This is a genomic window from Polaromonas sp. (assembly GCF_013817205.1).
Classification (GTDB): domain Bacteria; phylum Pseudomonadota; class Gammaproteobacteria; order Burkholderiales; family Burkholderiaceae_C; genus Polaromonas.
Genome location: NZ_JACDDD010000041.1, coordinates 16,970 through 33,039, shown reverse-complemented (window position 1 = coordinate 33,039; position 16,070 = coordinate 16,970). Strand labels below are relative to the sequence as shown.

At 61.4% G+C, this 16,070-nt stretch carries 15 protein-coding genes, 1 other RNA gene and 1 pseudogene; 4 read left to right on the top strand and 13 right to left on the bottom strand.

Translation table 11 applies throughout. The features are described 5' to 3' along the window. A pseudogene (locus tag H0W47_RS11125) lies at nucleotides 1-114 on the top strand (IS5/IS1182 family transposase); the annotation flags it as partial. A 425-nt stretch (nucleotides 115-539) separates the two neighbouring features. Here the strand turns inward: H0W47_RS11125 and rnpB are convergent. Beyond that, nucleotides 540-877: RNase P RNA component class A (gene rnpB, locus H0W47_RS11120), an RNA gene on the bottom strand. Nucleotides 878-1,007: 130 nt separating this feature from the next. Between rnpB and H0W47_RS11115 the strand changes: the two genes are divergently transcribed. Together H0W47_RS11115 and H0W47_RS11110 are read left to right on the top strand one after the other, a co-directional pair. Further along, a complete protein-coding gene (locus H0W47_RS11115) occupies nucleotides 1,008-2,642 on the top strand; it encodes an NAD(P)/FAD-dependent oxidoreductase (protein WP_296924269.1) in 1,635 nt (544 codons plus the stop codon). A gap of 146 nt (nucleotides 2,643-2,788) precedes the next feature. Beyond that, nucleotides 2,789-3,475, top strand: coding sequence for a ProQ/FINO family protein (locus H0W47_RS11110; RefSeq protein ID WP_296924267.1), 687 nt, complete (start codon nucleotides 2,789-2,791; stop codon nucleotides 3,473-3,475). 45 nt (nucleotides 3,476-3,520) lie between these two features. Here the strand turns inward: H0W47_RS11110 and htpX are convergent, their stop codons facing one another. The 9 genes from htpX to H0W47_RS11065 form a co-directional block, all read right to left on the bottom strand. After that, nucleotides 3,521-4,405 (bottom strand): protease HtpX, encoded by an 885-nt coding sequence (gene htpX / locus H0W47_RS11105; RefSeq protein ID WP_296924264.1) that lies wholly within the window; start codon nucleotides 4,403-4,405, stop codon nucleotides 3,521-3,523. A gap of 101 nt (nucleotides 4,406-4,506) precedes the next feature. Beyond that, a complete protein-coding gene (locus H0W47_RS11100; protein ID WP_296924262.1) occupies nucleotides 4,507-5,283 on the bottom strand; it encodes a DUF3025 domain-containing protein in 777 nt (258 codons plus the stop codon). A gap of 23 nt (nucleotides 5,284-5,306) precedes the next feature. Continuing rightward, a complete protein-coding gene (gene pyrC, locus H0W47_RS11095; protein ID WP_296924261.1) occupies nucleotides 5,307-6,338 on the bottom strand; it encodes a dihydroorotase in 1,032 nt (343 codons plus the stop codon). A 64-nt stretch (nucleotides 6,339-6,402) separates the two neighbouring features. Continuing rightward, nucleotides 6,403-7,140, bottom strand: a complete 738-nt coding sequence (locus tag H0W47_RS11090; RefSeq protein ID WP_296924259.1) for an amino acid ABC transporter ATP-binding protein — start codon at nucleotides 7,138-7,140, stop codon at nucleotides 6,403-6,405. A gap of 36 nt (nucleotides 7,141-7,176) precedes the next feature. Continuing rightward, nucleotides 7,177-7,863 carry an amino acid ABC transporter permease gene (locus H0W47_RS11085; protein ID WP_296924257.1) on the bottom strand — a complete coding sequence of 229 codons (687 nt, stop codon included), beginning with the start codon at nucleotides 7,861-7,863 and terminating at the stop codon, nucleotides 7,177-7,179. Between the two features lies 1 nt (nucleotide 7,864). After that, the gene (locus tag H0W47_RS11080; protein WP_296924255.1) at nucleotides 7,865-8,587 is read right to left on the bottom strand and encodes an amino acid ABC transporter permease; all 723 of its coding nucleotides are present in this window, start codon (nucleotides 8,585-8,587) and stop codon (nucleotides 7,865-7,867) included. A 109-nt stretch (nucleotides 8,588-8,696) separates the two neighbouring features. Continuing rightward, complete coding sequence (locus H0W47_RS11075; RefSeq protein WP_296924253.1) at nucleotides 8,697-9,596, bottom strand: transporter substrate-binding domain-containing protein; 900 nt, start codon at nucleotides 9,594-9,596, stop codon at nucleotides 8,697-8,699. A gap of 406 nt (nucleotides 9,597-10,002) precedes the next feature. After that, nucleotides 10,003-10,956, bottom strand: a complete 954-nt coding sequence (locus H0W47_RS11070; RefSeq protein ID WP_296924251.1) for a LysR substrate-binding domain-containing protein — start codon at nucleotides 10,954-10,956, stop codon at nucleotides 10,003-10,005. A gap of 150 nt (nucleotides 10,957-11,106) precedes the next feature. Continuing rightward, a complete protein-coding gene (locus tag H0W47_RS11065) occupies nucleotides 11,107-12,939 on the bottom strand; it encodes an ABC transporter ATP-binding protein/permease (protein ID WP_296924270.1) in 1,833 nt (610 codons plus the stop codon). Nucleotides 12,940-12,986: 47 nt separating this feature from the next. On the opposite strand from H0W47_RS11065, the gene H0W47_RS11060 reads away from it, so the two are divergent. Next, complete coding sequence (locus H0W47_RS11060; RefSeq protein ID WP_296924249.1) at nucleotides 12,987-13,427, top strand: acyl-CoA thioesterase; 441 nt, start codon at nucleotides 12,987-12,989, stop codon at nucleotides 13,425-13,427. Between the two features lie 63 nt (nucleotides 13,428-13,490). Here H0W47_RS11060 and H0W47_RS11055 read toward each other — a convergent pair whose 3' ends face one another. The 3 genes from H0W47_RS11055 to H0W47_RS11045 are packed head-to-tail and all read right to left on the bottom strand — an operon-like array spanning nucleotide 13,491 to nucleotide 16,068. After that, complete coding sequence (locus tag H0W47_RS11055) at nucleotides 13,491-14,291, bottom strand: crotonase/enoyl-CoA hydratase family protein (protein ID WP_296924247.1); 801 nt, start codon at nucleotides 14,289-14,291, stop codon at nucleotides 13,491-13,493. After that, the gene (locus H0W47_RS11050; RefSeq protein WP_296924245.1) at nucleotides 14,288-14,677 is read right to left on the bottom strand and encodes a hypothetical protein; all 390 of its coding nucleotides are present in this window, start codon (nucleotides 14,675-14,677) and stop codon (nucleotides 14,288-14,290) included. Before H0W47_RS11050 ends, H0W47_RS11055 begins: the two co-directional genes overlap by 4 nt. Continuing rightward, the gene (locus H0W47_RS11045; protein ID WP_296924243.1) at nucleotides 14,674-16,068 is read right to left on the bottom strand and encodes an acyclic terpene utilization AtuA family protein; all 1,395 of its coding nucleotides are present in this window, start codon (nucleotides 16,066-16,068) and stop codon (nucleotides 14,674-14,676) included. Before H0W47_RS11045 ends, H0W47_RS11050 begins: the two co-directional genes overlap by 4 nt. Nucleotides 16,069-16,070: the final 2 nt, after the last annotated feature.

Sequence of the window (16,070 nt, the reverse complement as noted above, 5' to 3'; positions counted from 1 at the left end):
CTCCTGGTGCGATACGAAAAGCTTGACCGCAGCTTTGTCGCGCTGAACCACTTGGCTGCATCCATCATGGCACTACGCAAGATCAAATTGGACGTAAATATTATTTACGGATAGGTTCTAAGTCGCTGTTGCAAGCTAATTTTGAAAACAGGTAAATCGACTATGGGACTCAACTTCAAGTCACAATTCCAACTCGAAGAGGTCTATTCCAATGCCGACTCCAACTGCTCTAACAAAATCCGATCGTCTGGATGCTTGGTTTGATGGCTCAGCGATATGCATCATCGCTACCGGTTCGCACGGGGATCCTCTGGACTTGAGCGAACACGAAGTTGAAGAGTTCATTGCCAAACTGAAGGACTGTTTGGAGCAAGCAAAAAAATGAGCTTCTGGGCACGTCAAAATACTTCACGGCGCCCGATTCAGTCCGCTTCCCCCACCAGATAAGCCTGCATCAACGCCTCATCAGCCAACAGCGACTGCGCCGCCTCGGCCACCACGCGACCGGACACCAGCACAGCTGTTTGCCGGCAAAAAAAGTGTGAAGCCCGCCGATAGGCCGGATTTTGTGCGGCACGGCTTCCTTGCGGTTGCCGTACCGTGACTGCCATTAATCTGGGCCGTTTGTCACCAAACGGCTCGGTGCTACCTACCCGCACACTCCGGGGGCCCCGTCAACGTGTGCCTACTTGGTATTGCTGCGCGTAGAGATTGCTCGTTTCACCCGTCCCGGGTTGCCCCGGTCCGACTCGTCTCTGTAGCTCTGATCCTCACCTCACGGTGGACAGCTGTTAGCTGCTACGCTGCCCTTTGCAGTCCGGACCTTCCTCCAGTGCGGTGTTTCCACCCTTGCACCAGCGGCAGTCTGGCGTGCTTCACACCTGCATTATCCCGGCAATTGACATGCTATGAATTCAGTAGCACATTGCGCAGGCGGGATATGGGCTGGAAGCCTGTTTGAAGCTTAAAATGGCGCCAGATCCGAAAAACAGATCCAGAGAGCCCCCATGATCCGCCTGACCGAACTCAAGCTGCCGCTTGACCATCCTGAAGACGCCCTGCCCGCGCTGATCCGGCGCACGCTCGGCATCCAGCCCGACCAGTTGCACAGCCACACCGTTTACAAACGCAGCTACGACGCGCGCAAACAAAAGCTGCTGCTGGTCTACATCGCCGATGTGGAGGTGGGCAGCGCCGACCTGGAAGCCACTCTGCTGGCAAAGTTCGGCAACAACCCGCACATCCGGCCCGCGCCGGACCAAAGCTACCGCCTCGTCGCCACCGCTAGCCAAGCGCCCCTCGTGCGCCCGGTCGTTGTGGGTTTCGGCCCCTGCGGCATTTTTGCGGCGCTGCTGCTGGCACAAATGGGCCTGAACCCCATCGTGCTGGAACGTGGCAAGAAAGTGCGGGAGCGCACCAAGGACACATGGGGCCTGTGGCGCAAACGTGTGTTGAACCCCGAATCGAATGTGCAGTTCGGCGAAGGCGGCGCCGGCACATTCTCCGACGGCAAGCTCTGGAGCCAGATCAAGGACCCGCGTTTCCTGGGCCGCAAGGTCATGACGGAATTCGTCAAGGCCGGCGCGCCGGAAGAGATTCTTCTGGTCAGCAAGCCGCACATCGGCACCTTCAAGCTGGTCAAGGTGGTTGAGCACATGCGCGAGCAGATCATCGCCATGGGTGGTGAGATACGTTTTGAGCAGCGCCTGAGCGACGTGCTTATCGAGCAAGGTCATGTTCGCGGTCTGACGGTAGAAAACCTGGCAGACGGCAGCAGCTACGAGATACGCGCCGACCATGTGGTGCTGGCACCGGGCCACAGTGCGCGCGACACCTTTGCCATGCTGCACGAGCGTGGCGTTTACATGGAGGCCAAGCCCTTTTCGGTTGGCTTTCGCATCGAACACCCGCAAGGCCTGATCGACCGCGCGCGCCTGGGGCAACATGCCGGCCACCCGCTGCTGGGCGCGGCCGACTACAAGCTGGTGCACCACGCTGCCAATGGCCGCTCGGTCTACAGCTTCTGCATGTGCCCGGGTGGCACCGTGGTGGCTGCCACCTCGGAAGAAGGCCGCGTGGTGACCAACGGCATGAGCCAGTACTCGCGCAACGAGCGCAATGCCAATGCCGGCATCGTCGTGGGCATCACCCCCGCCGACTACCCGGGCGGGCCGCTGGCCGGAATCGCCTTCCAGCGCACACTGGAATCGAACGCCTTTACCCTGGGCGGCGGCACTTACGAAGCGCCGGGCCAGCTGGTCGGCGACTTCGTGGCGGGCAAAGCCTCGACGCAGCTCGGCAGTGTCGAGCCTTCCTACAAACCGGGCGTGTTGATGACCGACCTGGCTGGTGCCCTGCCTGACTACGCCATTACCGCCATGCGCGAGGCGCTGCCGGTGTTCGGCAAAAAAATCCGCGGCTTCGATATGTTTGATGCTGTGCTGACCGGTGTGGAGACCCGCACCTCCTCGCCGCTGCGCATCACGCGTGGTGATGATCTCCAGAGCCTCAACGTCAAGGGCTTGTACCCGGCCGGCGAGGGCGCGAGTTACGCCGGCGGCATTTTGTCAGCGGGTGTGGACGGCATCGAGGTCGCCGAGGCGGTGGCAATCAGCATGACAGGCATGCCGGGCAGCGCATGAACGACGACGTTCGCTGCTCCGACAGGGCCACGCCGGCTTGCGCGGCAATTGCCCTGCCCCGTCTTCACGCACAGCCCCGACAATCATGAAAACCGTACTGGCCACGCCGTGTGCCCCACCCTTCCCCTTCTTCAGGAACTGAGCCCATGACCGACACCCCTCCCGTCACCACAGAACAGCCGGCACGCAGCGGCAAGCGCCCGCCAGCCAAAGCGCCCCGGCAACGCCAGCCCAGCCCGGTGCTGGAGCGCCTGTTCGAGCTCTACCCCAAGCTGTTCGGCGCGAAGTTCCTGCCACTCAAGCTCGGTGTGTTCCAGGACCTGCTGGCGCGCCATCCGGAAGACTTCAAGAAGGACGAACTCAAGATCGCCATGGGCCAACATGCGCGCTCTACGCCTTACCTCGAAAGTGTGGCCGCAGGCCTGCCCCGGCATGACCTCGACGGCAATCCGGTCGAGCCGGTCGCGCCCGAACATGTTCACCACGCCATTCTGGAAATTTTCCGCCGGCGCCAGGCCCGCTCACGCGAGGACCTGCGCCCGCGCCTGCAATTGCGGTTGATCGCTGCCATCGAGGCTTCCGGCCTGAGCCGCGAAGACTATGCGGCGCTAGTGCGGGTGCAGGACGAAGCCACCAATGCGCTGGTCGATGACGCATTGGCCGAACTGGCCGTGCAGGCGGCCAAACGCGAAGCCCTGCTGCGTGCCTTTGAGGCCAGCGGAAAAACCGAGGCCGAGTTTGCCGACATGTATGGCATGAACTCGGCCGAAGTGGCTGCCACGCTGGCGCGCGTGCGCGTCGACCAGGCCGCGAAAGCCACCGCCACGGCATAAAAAAAGCCGCTGCAGTTGCAGCGGCTTTTTACTTTGCGGCGGCTCTCAGACCTGGCCGGGCTGGGCGTTCTGCAGGGCAGCTATGCGCTCTTCGATGGGCGGGTGCGTGGCAAACAGCTTGCCCATGGTGCCGGTGATGCCCATGGCTTCCACCGCCTTGGGAAGCTGGCCCGGCACCATGCCGCCCAGGCGCGCCAGCGCGTTGATCATCGGCTGCCGCTTGCCCATCAGTTGTGCGGCGCCGGCGTCGGCGCGGAACTCGCGGTGGCGCGAGAACCAGGCCACCACGATGGCAGCGGCAAAACCGAGCACGATGTCGAGCACGATGGTGCTCACGTAGTAACCAATGCCTGGGCCGGAGTTGCTGCTGCTGCCCCTGCGCAGAAAGCTGTCCACCGCGTAACCGATCACGCGGCTCAAGAACACCACAAAGGTATTCATCACGCCCTGGATCAGCGTCATGGTGACCATGTCGCCATTGGCCACGTGGGCGATCTCGTGGCCCAGCACGGCCTCGATCTCCTCACGCGTCATGCCCTGCAGCAGGCCGGTGGATACCGCGACCAGCGAGGAGTTCTTGAAGGCGCCCGTGGCGAAGGCATTCGGTGCACCCTCGAAGATACCGACTTCAGGCATGCCGATGCCGGCCGTGGTGGACAGCTTGCGCACGGTCTCGACAATCCAGGCCTCGTCGGCGTTTTGCGGCTCGTTGATGACACGCACGCCCGAGCTCCATTTGGCGACGGGCTTGCTGATCAGCAGCGAGATGATGGCGCCGCCGAAACCGATGACAGCGGCGAAACCGAGCAGCATGCCCAGGTTCAGGCCTTGCGGCGTGAGGTAGCGGTTGACGCCCAGCAGGCTGGCAACAATGCCCAGCACCACCACCACCGCAAGGTTGGTCATCACAAACAGGAAAATGCGTTTCATGGGTTCTCCGTGGGGTCGGTAAAAAAGGTCCGCTTCGCGCAGGATATGAGGCCGTCAGGACCCATATCAAGTGCCGGCGGCTCGGCTGCTGTTATCTGTTGTTATCTGTTGTTCTGGATTCTTGCAGCGGGCTTTTGCGGCCTGAAGACGAGTGAGTCATCATAAAAGGAAAAGTTCTCGTTTTCCGGCCACCAGCCGGGCACCCCGAGCACTGGCATCGGCGTGAACGGCTTGCCGGCGAGTTTTTCGGCGCTCATGTCCTGCGCCACCCAAGCATCCAAATCTGCTATTGCTTTGATAGCTACTGGCGCCCGGTAGACGTGGGCTGTGACCGGTTTTCGGGGGTAAGCCAGCTTTTCCAGCAAGGCATGGCCGAACAGCACCAGTTGCGCCTGTTGCCAAAGAGGCCGCAGGTCGACAAACAACCCGCGCCAGTCTCTCGCCAGCAGCGCGTCCCACAGCGGACCGGGCGCCGACAGCAGGGCGGCGTTTTCGTCGAACACCGTGAGGGCGTCGCGCACCGGTCCGCGCAGGGGCGCTACACCGGTGACGGCGATCTCGGCCGCCTGGAGTTCGTTGAGTCTGGCCTTGGTCAGCGGGAAACCTAGCCAGCACAGGCCGTTGAAAAAATCGTGCAGGTTGTCGCGGGTCGGCACCGAGCCTGATTCGAAGATGAACTGCTCGTAGGCCTGGCCGGCAGGCAAGGCCGATTGCGGCACAAAAAGCCGTGGCGCGCCGGGCTCGCTGTTCAGCGCTTCGTGGAAGGCGGCGCCGCCGTGGATGGCCAGCGCCACCCGTTCGCCGGATTCGCGCCAGGGTGCGAGCCACGGGCGGCCCCAGTCCACCGGCCAATCAGGGTCAGCCGCGTTAGGGGGCATCCGTTCCTGACGGCCGCCCGGGGCTACTTCGTCAACTTCCACGCCAGCGCTTCGCCTGATCGCAGCGGCTTGAGTTCAGCTTCGCCAAACGCAAAACTCTCAGGCGGCGTCCAGCTTTCCTGCGTCAGCGTGATGCTGCCGCTGTTGCGCGGCAGGCCGTAAAAATCGGCGCCGTTGAAACTCGCAAAGGCTTCCAGCCTGCCCAGCGCACCGGCTGCGTCAAAGGCTTCGGCGTACAGTTCCATCGCCGCATGGGCGGTGTAACAACCCGCGCAGCCGGTCGCGTGTTCCTTGAGGTGCGCCGGGTGTGGGGCGCTGTCGGTGCCAAGAAAAAAGCGCGGGTTGCCGCCGGTGGCGGCTTCGATCAGTGCCAGCCGGTGGGTCTCGCGCTTGAGCACGGGCAGGCAGTAGTAGTGGGGCCGGATGCCGCCGGTAAAAATCGCGTTGCGGTTGTACAGCAGGTGGTGCGCGGTAATGGTGGCGCCAGTGAAATCACCGGCATCCCGCACATAATGCGCGGCTTCTTTCGTCGTGATGTGCTCGAAAACGATCCTCAGTTCCGGGAAGTCGCGGCGCAGCGGGATCAGCTGGCTGTCGATGAACACGGCTTCGCGGTCGAACAGGTCAATCTCCGGGCTGGTCACTTCGCCGTGCACCAGGAGCAGCAGGCCCTCGCGCTGCATGGCTTCCAGGGTCTTGTACGTCTTGCGCAGGTCGGTCACGCCTGCGTCGCTGTTGGTGGTGGCACCGGCCGGGTAAAGCTTGAGCGCGACCACGCCGGCATCTTTGGCGCGCTTGATCTCGTCAGGCGCCAGATTGTCGGTCAGGTACAGCGTCATCAGCGGCTCGAAGGCTACCCCCGCCGGCACGGCGGCTTGAATACGCTCACGGTAGGCGCCCGCCTGTGCAGCAGTGGTCACTGGCGGCCGCAGGTTGGGCATGATGATGGCGCGGCCAAACTGCGCCGCCGTGTGGGGAACCACGGTGCGCAGGGCTTCGCCGTCGCGCACATGCAAGTGCCAGTCGTCCGGGCGGGTGATGGTGATTTGGGTCATGACGCCATTGTCCCAAAAACAAAAAGCACCCGAAGGTGCTTTTTTGGACAGGCCCGAAAGACGTTTAGTGAGCGAGGATCTTGTTGAGAAAGTCCCGCGTACGTTCCTTGCGGTTTTCAGGATGGGTGAAAAATTCGTCCTTGGTGCAGTCTTCCAGGATCTTGCCCCCCACGTCCATGAAGATGACCCGGCTGCCCACTTTCTTGGCGAAGCCCATTTCGTGGGTGACCACCATCATGGTCATGCCATCCGTGGCCAGGCTCATCATGCAGTCGAGCACCTCGCCGACCATCTCAGGGTCGAGCGCCGAGGTCGGCTCGTCGAACAGCATGGCAATCGGGTCCATGCTGAGCGCACGGGCAATCGCCACACGCTGTTGCTGGCCGCCCGAGAGCTGGCCGGGGAACTTGTCCTTGTGCGCCATCAGGCCGACGCGGTCCAGGTATTCGAGGCCATGGGTTTTGGCCTCTTCCTGGCTACGACCCAGTACCTTGATCTGGGCGAGCGTGAGGTTTTCGGTCACGCTCAAGTGCGGAAACAGTTCGAAGTTCTGGAACACCATGCCGACGCGCGAGCGCAGCTTGGGAAGATCGGTCTTGGGATCATGCACGGCCTGGCCGTCTACAAAAATCTGGCCCTTCTGGAAAGGCTCCAGCGCGTTGATGACCTTGATCAGGGTGGACTTGCCTGAGCCGGACGGGCCGCAGACCACCACCACCTCGCCTTTTTTTATCTTGGTGCTGCAGTTGTTGAGCACCTGGACGGCGCCGTACCATTTGGACACTTCTTTGAGTTCGATCATTTGATTCTCCGGTACCGTGTGCGGTTGTTTGTTTGTTTAGCGAATGATGGCGATCTTGTTCTGCAGCTTCTTGACGATGTAAGACAAGCCAAAACAGATGACGAAATAAACCACGGCGGCCAGCAGGTAGGCCTCTTCGGGTCGGCCGTAGATCTTGCCGGCGGTGGTCAGGCCCTTGAGCAAGTCATAGGCACCGATGGCGTAAACCAGCGAGGTATCCTGGAACAGGATGATGGTCTGCGTCAGCAAAATTGGAACCATATTGCGGAAAGCCTGCGGCAAAATAATGAGCCGCATGTTCTGCCCGTAAGTCATGCCCAAAGCCTGGCCGGCGTTAACCTGCCCGCGCGAGATGGACTGGATGCCGGCACGCATGATCTCGCTGAAGTAGGCCGCCTCAAACGCAATGAAGGTGATGATGGCCGAAATCTCCGAGCGGTTGTTGGCGCCGCCGGGAATCAGGTCAAAAAATGCGGCCGGCATCAGCAGGTAAAACCAGAGGATCACCATCACCAGTGGCACCGAGCGCATGCCGTTCACGTAAAAGGTCGCGGGGATGGCCAGCAGCTTGATGCCCGACAGGCGCATCAGCGCCAGCACCGTGCCCAGCAGGATGCCGCCTATGGTGGCAATCACCGTCAGCTGCACGCTGAAGATAAAGCCTTTCAGCACGAACTTGGAGATGATCTCCCAGTTCAGGAAACTCATGTCAAGACCAAACATGTCAGTGCCCCCCACCGGTGGCGCCGGCCACGACAAAGCCCGGAATCTGGACCTTTTTCTCGATGAAAGCCATGACACGGTTCACCGCGAAGGCCGACACCGCGTACAGGATGGTGACGGCTAGGTAAACCTCGACACCGCGCGAGGTTTCTTCCTGGGCCTGCATGGCGAACATCGTCAGTTCCGCAATTGATACCGCGAAAGCCACCGACGAATTTTTCAGCAGGTTCATGGACTCACTGGTCAGCGGCGGCATGATGATGCGAAACGCCATGGGCAGAATCACATAGCGGTAGGTCTGCGCGGTGGTGAAGCCCATGGCCATGCCGGCATAACGCTGCCCACGCGGCAGGGCCTGCACACCGGCACGCACCTGCTCGGCTATCCGCGCAGAGGTGAAAAAGCCCAGCGCGAACACCACCAGCGCAAAACCCGGCACCTGTTGCATGACCGGGAAAATCTTGGGCACCACAAAGTACCAGATGAAAATCTGGACCAGCAATGGCACGTTGCGAAAAACTTCGACCCAGACATTGGCCAAGCGCACGAGCCACGGACTGTTGGGCAAGGTGCGCAGCGTGCCCATCAGGCCGCCGGCCAGCATGGCCACCACCCACGAACAGCCTGCGACGGCCAGGGTCCAGCCCCAGGCGTCCATCATCCATTGCAGATAGGTACGGCCACTGCCGTCGTCATTCAGAAATACTTGCCAGTCCCAGCTCATGGTCACTCCGCCAAAAATAGGTACGCTGCTATCTGTTGTTGTCTGCGCTGAAAAAACAAACCCCGCCAGAACTGCCGCAGACGGGGTTTGTGTTCAGCTCAAGCCGGAATTACTTCTTGGCGTAATCTTCCATCGGCTTGTCGTTCGGCGTGGCCCAGGCGGTCTTGGTGCTTTCGCTGACAGCCAGGCCAACCCGGGTATTTTTCGGCGGAATCGGCTGCATGAACCACTTGTCCCAGATTTTGGCCATGTCGCCGGACCTGATCATGCCGGAGATGGTGTCGGCACCGATCTTCTTCAGCGCAGCATCATCCTTGCGGATCATGATGGCGATGGGCTCCACGCTCAGGACTTCACCAACAATTTTAAAATCCGCAGGCACTTTGGCGGTAGCAATGTTGCCGGCCAGGATCGAGCCGTCCATCACAAAGGCATCAGCCCGGCCGGACTCGAGCAGCAAAAAGCTGTCTGAGTGGTCTTTGCCGAAGATTTCCTTGAAGTCAATGCCGCCGGCGCGCTCATTCTTGCGCAGGGTCTGCACGGATGTTGTGCCGGTGGTGGTAGCGACGTTTTTGCCGTTGAGCTGGGCGATCGAGGTGATGCCGGAGTTGGCTTTCACCGCGATGCGCACTTCTTCAACAAAAGTGGTCGGCAGGAAAGACACGTCTTTCTGGCGGGTGGCGTTGTTGGTGGTCGAGCCGCACTCGATGTCCACGGTGCCGTTTTGCACCAAGGGGATGCGGTTTTGCGAGGTCACCGGCAGGTATTTGACTTCCAGCTTGCGGCCGACGGCTTTTTCGACATCGGCGATCACGCGCTGGCAGATTTCAACGTGGTAACCAGCGTACTTGCCGTCACCCAGGGTGTAGGACAGGGCGCCCGATGAGTCGCGAACACCCATGGTGATCACGCCGGAAGCCTTGACCTTGGCCAGCGTATCGGTGGCCTGGGCAAAAACGCCGGAGGTGGTCAGGACGGCGATTGCCAGTGCGACAAGTTTGAGTTTCATGAAATTTCCTTATGTTGATAAAAGTGTTGATGACGCCATTCTAAGGAGCAGGTCATGGGCCATTGCCCAAGGTTTACCCCAGCCCTCAACGCGCCAGCCGATGGACTGGTAAGTCCAAGAACGCGCCGGATGAACCTATGGCCGACAGCATGCGGGTAAAGCCGAAGGGCGTGAAGGCAAAGAGCATATCCGGCAAACAGCATTCCCCAAGATAGTGCCGGCGTTCAAATCGGCAGAACAGAGATGTCTCGCTAAGCAGTCTTTGTGCCAGCCCTTCAGAAGCCCTTGACAAGCCTCGTCAGAAAGTCACCCTCTCCGCATCGCAGAACGTCCCGGACTGTAAATTTGCGGCGACCGAAAAGCCAATGCTGATAAATCGCAGCTTCATGCATTTAATTTATAACCACTAAGGGTTGCTACTTAGACGCGATTTGATAGCTGGTCTTGGCGCAGTCTGGCTTTCAAGGTAATGCCAGAGCGCCTGGGCTGGGTTCTTGGCGGCAGCCTTGGTGGTGGGCCGCTCGCGGTAGACGCGCAAATCCATGGTCATCTCCAACCCCGGGCCAGCACTGACCAGTTTTTTCACGCGCAGTTCTTTCTTCACGGCGCTGAAGGGCAAAAACGCGATGCCGTGCCCCTCGATCGCCATCGCCTTGAGGCCCTCGGCCATGTCGGTTTCATACACGCGGTCCAAATGAATTGCGGTGCTGGATTGCTTGAGGATCAGATCCACCATGCGCCCCAGGTAGGCCCCGGGCGCATAGCCCAGGTAGGGCAAGGGCTGGCCGGCCCGACCCGGCAGGCGGTACAGCGGCGCGCCCTCAGCATCGGCTTTGACGAAAGGCGCCAGCACTTCCTGGCCCAAGCTGATCATCTCGTACCGGTCGGCGTCGAGTTGAAAGGGCTGCGAATCGTGGTGATAGGCGATCAGCAGGTCGCAGCTGCCTTCGACCAGACGCATCACCGCATCATGCACATTGAGGGCGATCAGCCGGCTCTTGATCGGCCCAAACTTCTCGCGCAGGCTGCTGACCCAGGCCGGGAAAAAGGTGAAAGCCAGCGAATGCGGCACCGCGAACTCGATCACGTCCTGCCCGGCCGAGTTGTGACCGCGCAGCATGGCGCGCGTCGATTGCAGGCCCTGCAGCATTTCCAGCGACTGGCTGTAGAGCGTTTCACCTGCAGGTGTCAGCCGTGTCGGGTACGAGCTGCGGTCCACCAGGTCGGTGCCGGCCCAGGCTTCCAGCGCCTGGATGCGCCGCGAGAACGCCGGCTGCGTCACATGTCGCAGCGTGGCCGAACGGCTGAAGCTGCGGGTTTCAGCAAGACTGACGAAATCTTCCAGCCATTTGGTTTCCATGCTTTTTATTATGCGAGTGCGGCGCGTCGTTTTGTCTACGGAAATCCCTCATGAACAGGGAAACAGCTGCAGACCGGGCAAGGATTGCTACCAAATCAATAGCTGCTCGCGCACAGCCATCAAGGGCTGGAGGCCAAAAACACCCTCAACCTACTCCGAACTCTGTTGCAGCGCCCACATGGCCGCGTACCGCCCACCCAGGCCCAGCAGCGCCGCGTGGGTGCCGCGCTCGATGATCTGGCCAGCTTCCATGACCAGGATTTCATGCGCATCGACCACAGTGGACAGGCGGTGCGCCACCACCAGCGTGGTCTTGTTTTCGGCGATGCTGCGCAACTCAGCCTGAATGGCGCGCTCGTTGGCCGAATCCAGCGCCGAGGTGGCTTCATCAAAAATCATGATGGGCGGGTTTTTCAGCAGGGTGCGTGCAATCGCCACGCGCTGCTTCTCGCCGCCCGAGAGTTTCAGGCCGCGCTCACCGACCATGGTGGCGTAGCCGGCCGGGGTTGAGGCAATAAAGTCATGGATGCGGGCGGCGCGCGCGGCTTCCACCACCTGGGCGCGGCTGGCACCCGGCTGGCCGTAGGCGATGTTGTATTCGACGGTGTCATTGAACAGCACCGTGTCCTGCGGCACGATGCCTATGGCCTGGCGCACGCTGGTCTGGGTCACGGCCTTGATATCCTGGCCCGCCACCTTGATGGACCCTTGCTGGACGTCATAGAAGCGGAACAACAGACGCGCCAGCGTGGACTTGCCGGCGCCCGATGAACCGACCACGGCCACCGTCTTGCCCGGCGGGATCTCGAAGCTGATGTTGTGCAGGATGGGTCGCGACGGCTCGTAGGCGAAGCTGACGTTTTCAAAACGCACGGCCGGGGAGGTCTGCAGGCTGAGCGCCTGCGCGCCAGGCAGGTCGGCGATCTCGCGCTCCTTCTCCATCAGGTTGAACATCTTGGACAGGTCGGTCAGGCTCTGCTTGATCTCGCGGTAGAGCACGCCCAGGAAACCCAGAGGAATGTAAAGCTGGATCATGAAGGCGTTCACCATGACCAGGTCACCCAGGGTCATGCGGCCCTCCACCACGCCTTGCGTGGCGCGCCAGAGCATGGCGACCAGGCCGGCGGCAATGATCAGTTGTTGGCCAGTATTGAGCAGGCTTAGCGTGGTCTGGCTCTTGACGGCCGCGCGGCGGTAGCGCAGCAGGTTTTCGTCGTAGCGTTTCGCTTCGAAGTCTTCGTTGTTGAAGTACTTGACTGTTTCGTAGTTCAGCAGCGAATCAATGGCCCGGCTGTGCGCGGACGAGTCCAGTTCGTTCATTTCCTTGCGGAACTTGGTGCGCCATTCGGTCACCGTCACGGTGAAGATGATGTAGAACACCAGCGCAATGATGGTGATGCCGGCAAACCAGACGTCGAACTTGACCGCCAGCAGGGTCAGAACCAACGTGACCTCGATCAATGTCGGGATGATGCTGTACAGGGAATACGAAATCAGCGAGTGCACGCCGCGGGTGCCGCGCTCGATATCGCGCGTCATGCCGCCAGTCTGGCGCTCGAGGTGAAAACGCAAGCTCAACGCGTGCAGATGACGAAACACCTCCAGCGAGATGCGCCGGGCCGCGCCTTCCGTCGCCTTGGCAAACACCAGTTCGCGCAATTCGGTGAAAAGCGAGGTCGACAGCCGCAGCAGGCCATAACCCACCAACAGCGCCGCCGGCACCACCAGCACCACCTGCACGTCGCCCGGCTTGAAGCTCATCGCATCGACCAGGTTTTTCAGCAGCAACGGCACACCGACGTTGGCGACCTTGGCGCCCACCATGAAGGCCAGGGCCGCCACCACCCGCCACTTGTACTCCCACAAATATGGAAACAAGCGTCTCAGGGTGGCCCAGTCAGAGCGGTTCAGGGTGGGTTCAGCGGGCGAGCCAGGTGCGGCCGGTGCGGCGGGAGAGGGAGGGAGGGGGGCATAAGAGCGCATCGGAGACAATTGTCCCCTTTAACGATTCTCCTTACCTGATTGTGCTTATGTCTACCCCACCCAGCGCCACCCAAGACCCCTTAAGCGTGAAGCTGCCCCTGGACAAGGAACTGGTACTCAAGGTGATCCCGATGCCGGCGGACTGCAACGCCAACGGTGACATTTTTGGCGGCTGGGTCATGGCGCAGGTTGACCTGGCCGGCTCGGTGATCCCGGCGCGTTATGCCGAAGGCCGCATGGCCACCGTGGCGGTCAATGAATTCATCTTCAAGCAGCCAGTGCGGGTCGGCGACATCCTGTCCTTTTATTCAGAACTGACGCGCATAGGCCGCACTTCGATGACGGTCAAGGTCGAGGTTTATGCCGAGCGCTTCCGCTCCCAGGGGCGCTACATCAAGGTCACCGAAGCCAGCGTGACCTATGTGGCCATCGACGATGCCGGTCAACCCCGGCCGGTGCCGCCATCCTCGCTGCCGCGACCGCAGTAGTTTTGCTCCGTTTTTGATAGCTGCTTACACCCGCCAATCGGGGGCTGGAGCACGATCTGATGCCTAAAAGCGACCATGCCGGCCCTGGCCGCCAGCAAAACGTGCAGCGCCCTGCAAGCCCTCGTCCAGACATTCACGGCCCCTGTCCCACTCCTGCTTGAGTGCCTGTTGCATCGGCAAATCCCATTGCGCATACGCGCTCTGGCGGTCGGCCAGCATCGTTTTCTGGGGAAACTTCGCGAGCTGATGCGCCAGCACCAGCGCGGCTTCGCGCGCCGTGCCGGTGGGCACAACGCGGTTGGCCAGGCCCATCTGCAAGGCCTCCCCCGCCTCAACCTTGCGGCCGGTCAGAATCAGGTCCATGGCATGGCCCATGCCGACGAGGCGCGGCAGGCGCACCGTGCCGCCGTCAATCAAGGGCACGCCGAAGCGGCGGCAATAGACGCCAAAGTACGCGTCTTCATCGATCACCCGCATGTCGCACCACAGCGCCAGCTCCATGCCCCCGGCCACAGCCGCGCCACTGATGGCGGCAATCACCGGCTTGCACAACTGCAGACGGGACGGCCCCATCGGACCGAGCGGCTGGACCTCTTGAGCTTCAAAGTCCAGCCCGGCAAACACGCCAGAATCAGCCTCAGGTAATTCGCGCAGCAGCTTCGCGCCGAATTGCAAATCCCATCCAGCGCAGAAATGCCCGTGGGCGCCGTGGAACACCGCGACCTTGGCGCTGTCATCGCCGTCAAAGGCAAGAAAAGCTTCGTAGAGCGCATGCGCATGGGCGCTGTCCACCGCGTTGCGCACGTCCGGCCGGTCCAGCGTGACGATGGTGACATCGCCGTCCTTTTCAATATGAATGCTCATGTTTTGTCTCCCCACCAGCCGACTCGCGGCGCAGTTGCACAAGCGGCGAGTTCATCGTCGCTGACATCGACTTCCATGCGCAGCAAGGCAGCCGCCATGGACTTGCCCAGGTTGTCCAGACGCAGGTTGCGCGCCCCGCCGCCCTGCAGCGCGTCGTGCAGCACCAGCTTGATCGCCAGGATGTTGGGCAAGTACCAGCACTCAACTTCTCCCGGTAGCCAGGGCGCAAAGTGGGCCGCTACGGCCTGCGCTGTTACCTCGCGCGCCAGCACGGCATAACCGGCCGCGTTCCAGGCAAACAGGCCGAAGTCCACCCAGTCGGCCTTGTCGCCGCTGCGCGCATGGGCCAGATCAACCAACCTGGTTTTTTGAGTGGCGGCCTTCATGTTTGCAGCACCTCCACACGGGTCCGCGATTCGACCGCTGCGCGATCGATCAGTGCCGGCCAGATGCCCAGCAGCTCACTGGTGTTGTGCAGACCCTGAAAGCCGCAGGTGTAGGCCGGCCCGCTCAGTGCCATCCACGGAAACAGCCGGCCGAAGCTGTCTGCGGCTTTTTTATCGCGCGTGCGCAGCACCAGGCGAACCCAGACCTCGTTCAGTTCCGCCAGCGCGTCAGCATCCGGCAAGGGCGCCAGCGCGCCGTGCGCCGAATTCAGCCCCGGAAATTCAACAAACAGGGCTTCGTGCGGCACGGCCTTGTCGGCCAACTGGCTTTTGACCATTTCCACCGCCGCCAGCGCCTTGTCATAGGCATCGGGCCAGCTGAAACCCCAGGTCACCTCGGCCTTGTATCCGTCGCGGTAACCGCCGACGATCTTGAGTTGCTCCGGACGCGCGTGGCCGGTGGCGCCCGTCATGCGCACCCGGTCCTGACCCAGGTCTTCCAGATGGATGGTGGACAGGTCCAGCACCACGTCGGGCGACACATAACGGTTCGGGCTGTGCACTTCATACAGCAACTGCTGGCGTACCGTGTCAAAGTTGATGCGTCCGCCAGTGCCAGGTGCCTTGGCAATGACCGCGCTGCCGTCCTCGCTGACTTCGGCAATCGGGTAACCAATGTGCGCCAGATCGGGAATAGCCTTCCAGGCCTGCCGGCTGCCGAAGTTGCCACCGCTGCCCTGGCCTGAACATTCCAGCAGATGGCCCACCGCCAGACCTTGTGCCAGGCGGTTCAGGTCTGCGGTGGTCGCTGCAGCCGCACTGTCACCAAGGTTCCAGTTGAACTCATACACCAAGGGCGCGAGAAAAAGTGCGGCGTCGGCTACCCGGCCGGTGATCACGATATCTGCGCCCTGCTGCAGTGCGGAGACGATGGGTCGTGCACCAAGATAGGCATTGGCAAACACCATGCGATCACGCACGGCATCAAAAGGCGCACCGTTGAACATGTGTGCCGGCGCGAGGCCGGAGAGCCGCTCCATGACCTCGTCGCCTGTCACAACGGCGACGCGCGCGCGCCATCCTTTTGCAGAAAAAGCATCGCGAACGGCGGCTGCCGCGCCGGTCGGATTGAGTCCTCCGGCGTTGCAGATAAAGCGTACTTTTCGCTGCGCCATCGCCGGCCACAAAGACAGAAGCATCGGCACCACGTCCCTAGCGTAGCCGAGGGAAACATCGCGCTGCAGGTCCTTCTGCAAGATGGCCAGCGTGAGCTCGGCAAGGTGGTCGCTGGCGATGTACTGGACAGCGCCCTTTTCAATGCTCGCGAGCACCGGCTCCCATGCGTCTCCGTAGAAACCCAACCCGGCACCAACCCTGATTGATTTTTTCATTG

Excerpts from the sequence above, each read along its gene's own strand:
- htpX (WP_296924264.1), bottom strand. The coding sequence starts at position 4,405 with ATGAAACGCATTTTCCTGTTTGTGATGACCAACCTTGCGGTGGTGGTG.
- H0W47_RS11110 (WP_296924267.1), top strand. The coding sequence starts at position 2,789 with ATGACCGACACCCCTCCCGTCACCACAGAACAGCCGGCACGCAGCGGC.
- H0W47_RS11045 (WP_296924243.1), bottom strand. The coding sequence starts at position 16,068 with ATGAAAAAATCAATCAGGGTTGGTGCCGGGTTGGGTTTCTACGGAGAC.
- H0W47_RS11100 (WP_296924262.1), bottom strand. The coding sequence starts at position 5,283 with ATGCCCCCTAACGCGGCTGACCCTGATTGGCCGGTGGACTGGGGCCGC.
- H0W47_RS11090 (WP_296924259.1), bottom strand. The coding sequence starts at position 7,140 with ATGATCGAACTCAAAGAAGTGTCCAAATGGTACGGCGCCGTCCAGGTG.
- H0W47_RS11070 (WP_296924251.1), bottom strand. The coding sequence starts at position 10,956 with ATGGAAACCAAATGGCTGGAAGATTTCGTCAGTCTTGCTGAAACCCGC.
- H0W47_RS11085 (WP_296924257.1), bottom strand. The coding sequence starts at position 7,863 with ATGTTTGGTCTTGACATGAGTTTCCTGAACTGGGAGATCATCTCCAAG.
- H0W47_RS11080 (WP_296924255.1), bottom strand. The coding sequence starts at position 8,587 with ATGAGCTGGGACTGGCAAGTATTTCTGAATGACGACGGCAGTGGCCGT.
- H0W47_RS11065 (WP_296924270.1), bottom strand. The coding sequence starts at position 12,939 with ATGCGCTCTTATGCCCCCCTCCCTCCCTCTCCCGCCGCACCGGCCGCA.
- pyrC (WP_296924261.1), bottom strand. The coding sequence starts at position 6,338 with ATGACCCAAATCACCATCACCCGCCCGGACGACTGGCACTTGCATGTG.
- H0W47_RS11050 (WP_296924245.1), bottom strand. The coding sequence starts at position 14,677 with ATGAAGGCCGCCACTCAAAAAACCAGGTTGGTTGATCTGGCCCATGCG.
- H0W47_RS11075 (WP_296924253.1), bottom strand. The coding sequence starts at position 9,596 with ATGAAACTCAAACTTGTCGCACTGGCAATCGCCGTCCTGACCACCTCC.
- H0W47_RS11055 (WP_296924247.1), bottom strand. The coding sequence starts at position 14,291 with ATGAGCATTCATATTGAAAAGGACGGCGATGTCACCATCGTCACGCTG.
- H0W47_RS11115 (WP_296924269.1), top strand. The coding sequence starts at position 1,008 with ATGATCCGCCTGACCGAACTCAAGCTGCCGCTTGACCATCCTGAAGAC.
- H0W47_RS11060 (WP_296924249.1), top strand. The coding sequence starts at position 12,987 with ATGTCTACCCCACCCAGCGCCACCCAAGACCCCTTAAGCGTGAAGCTG.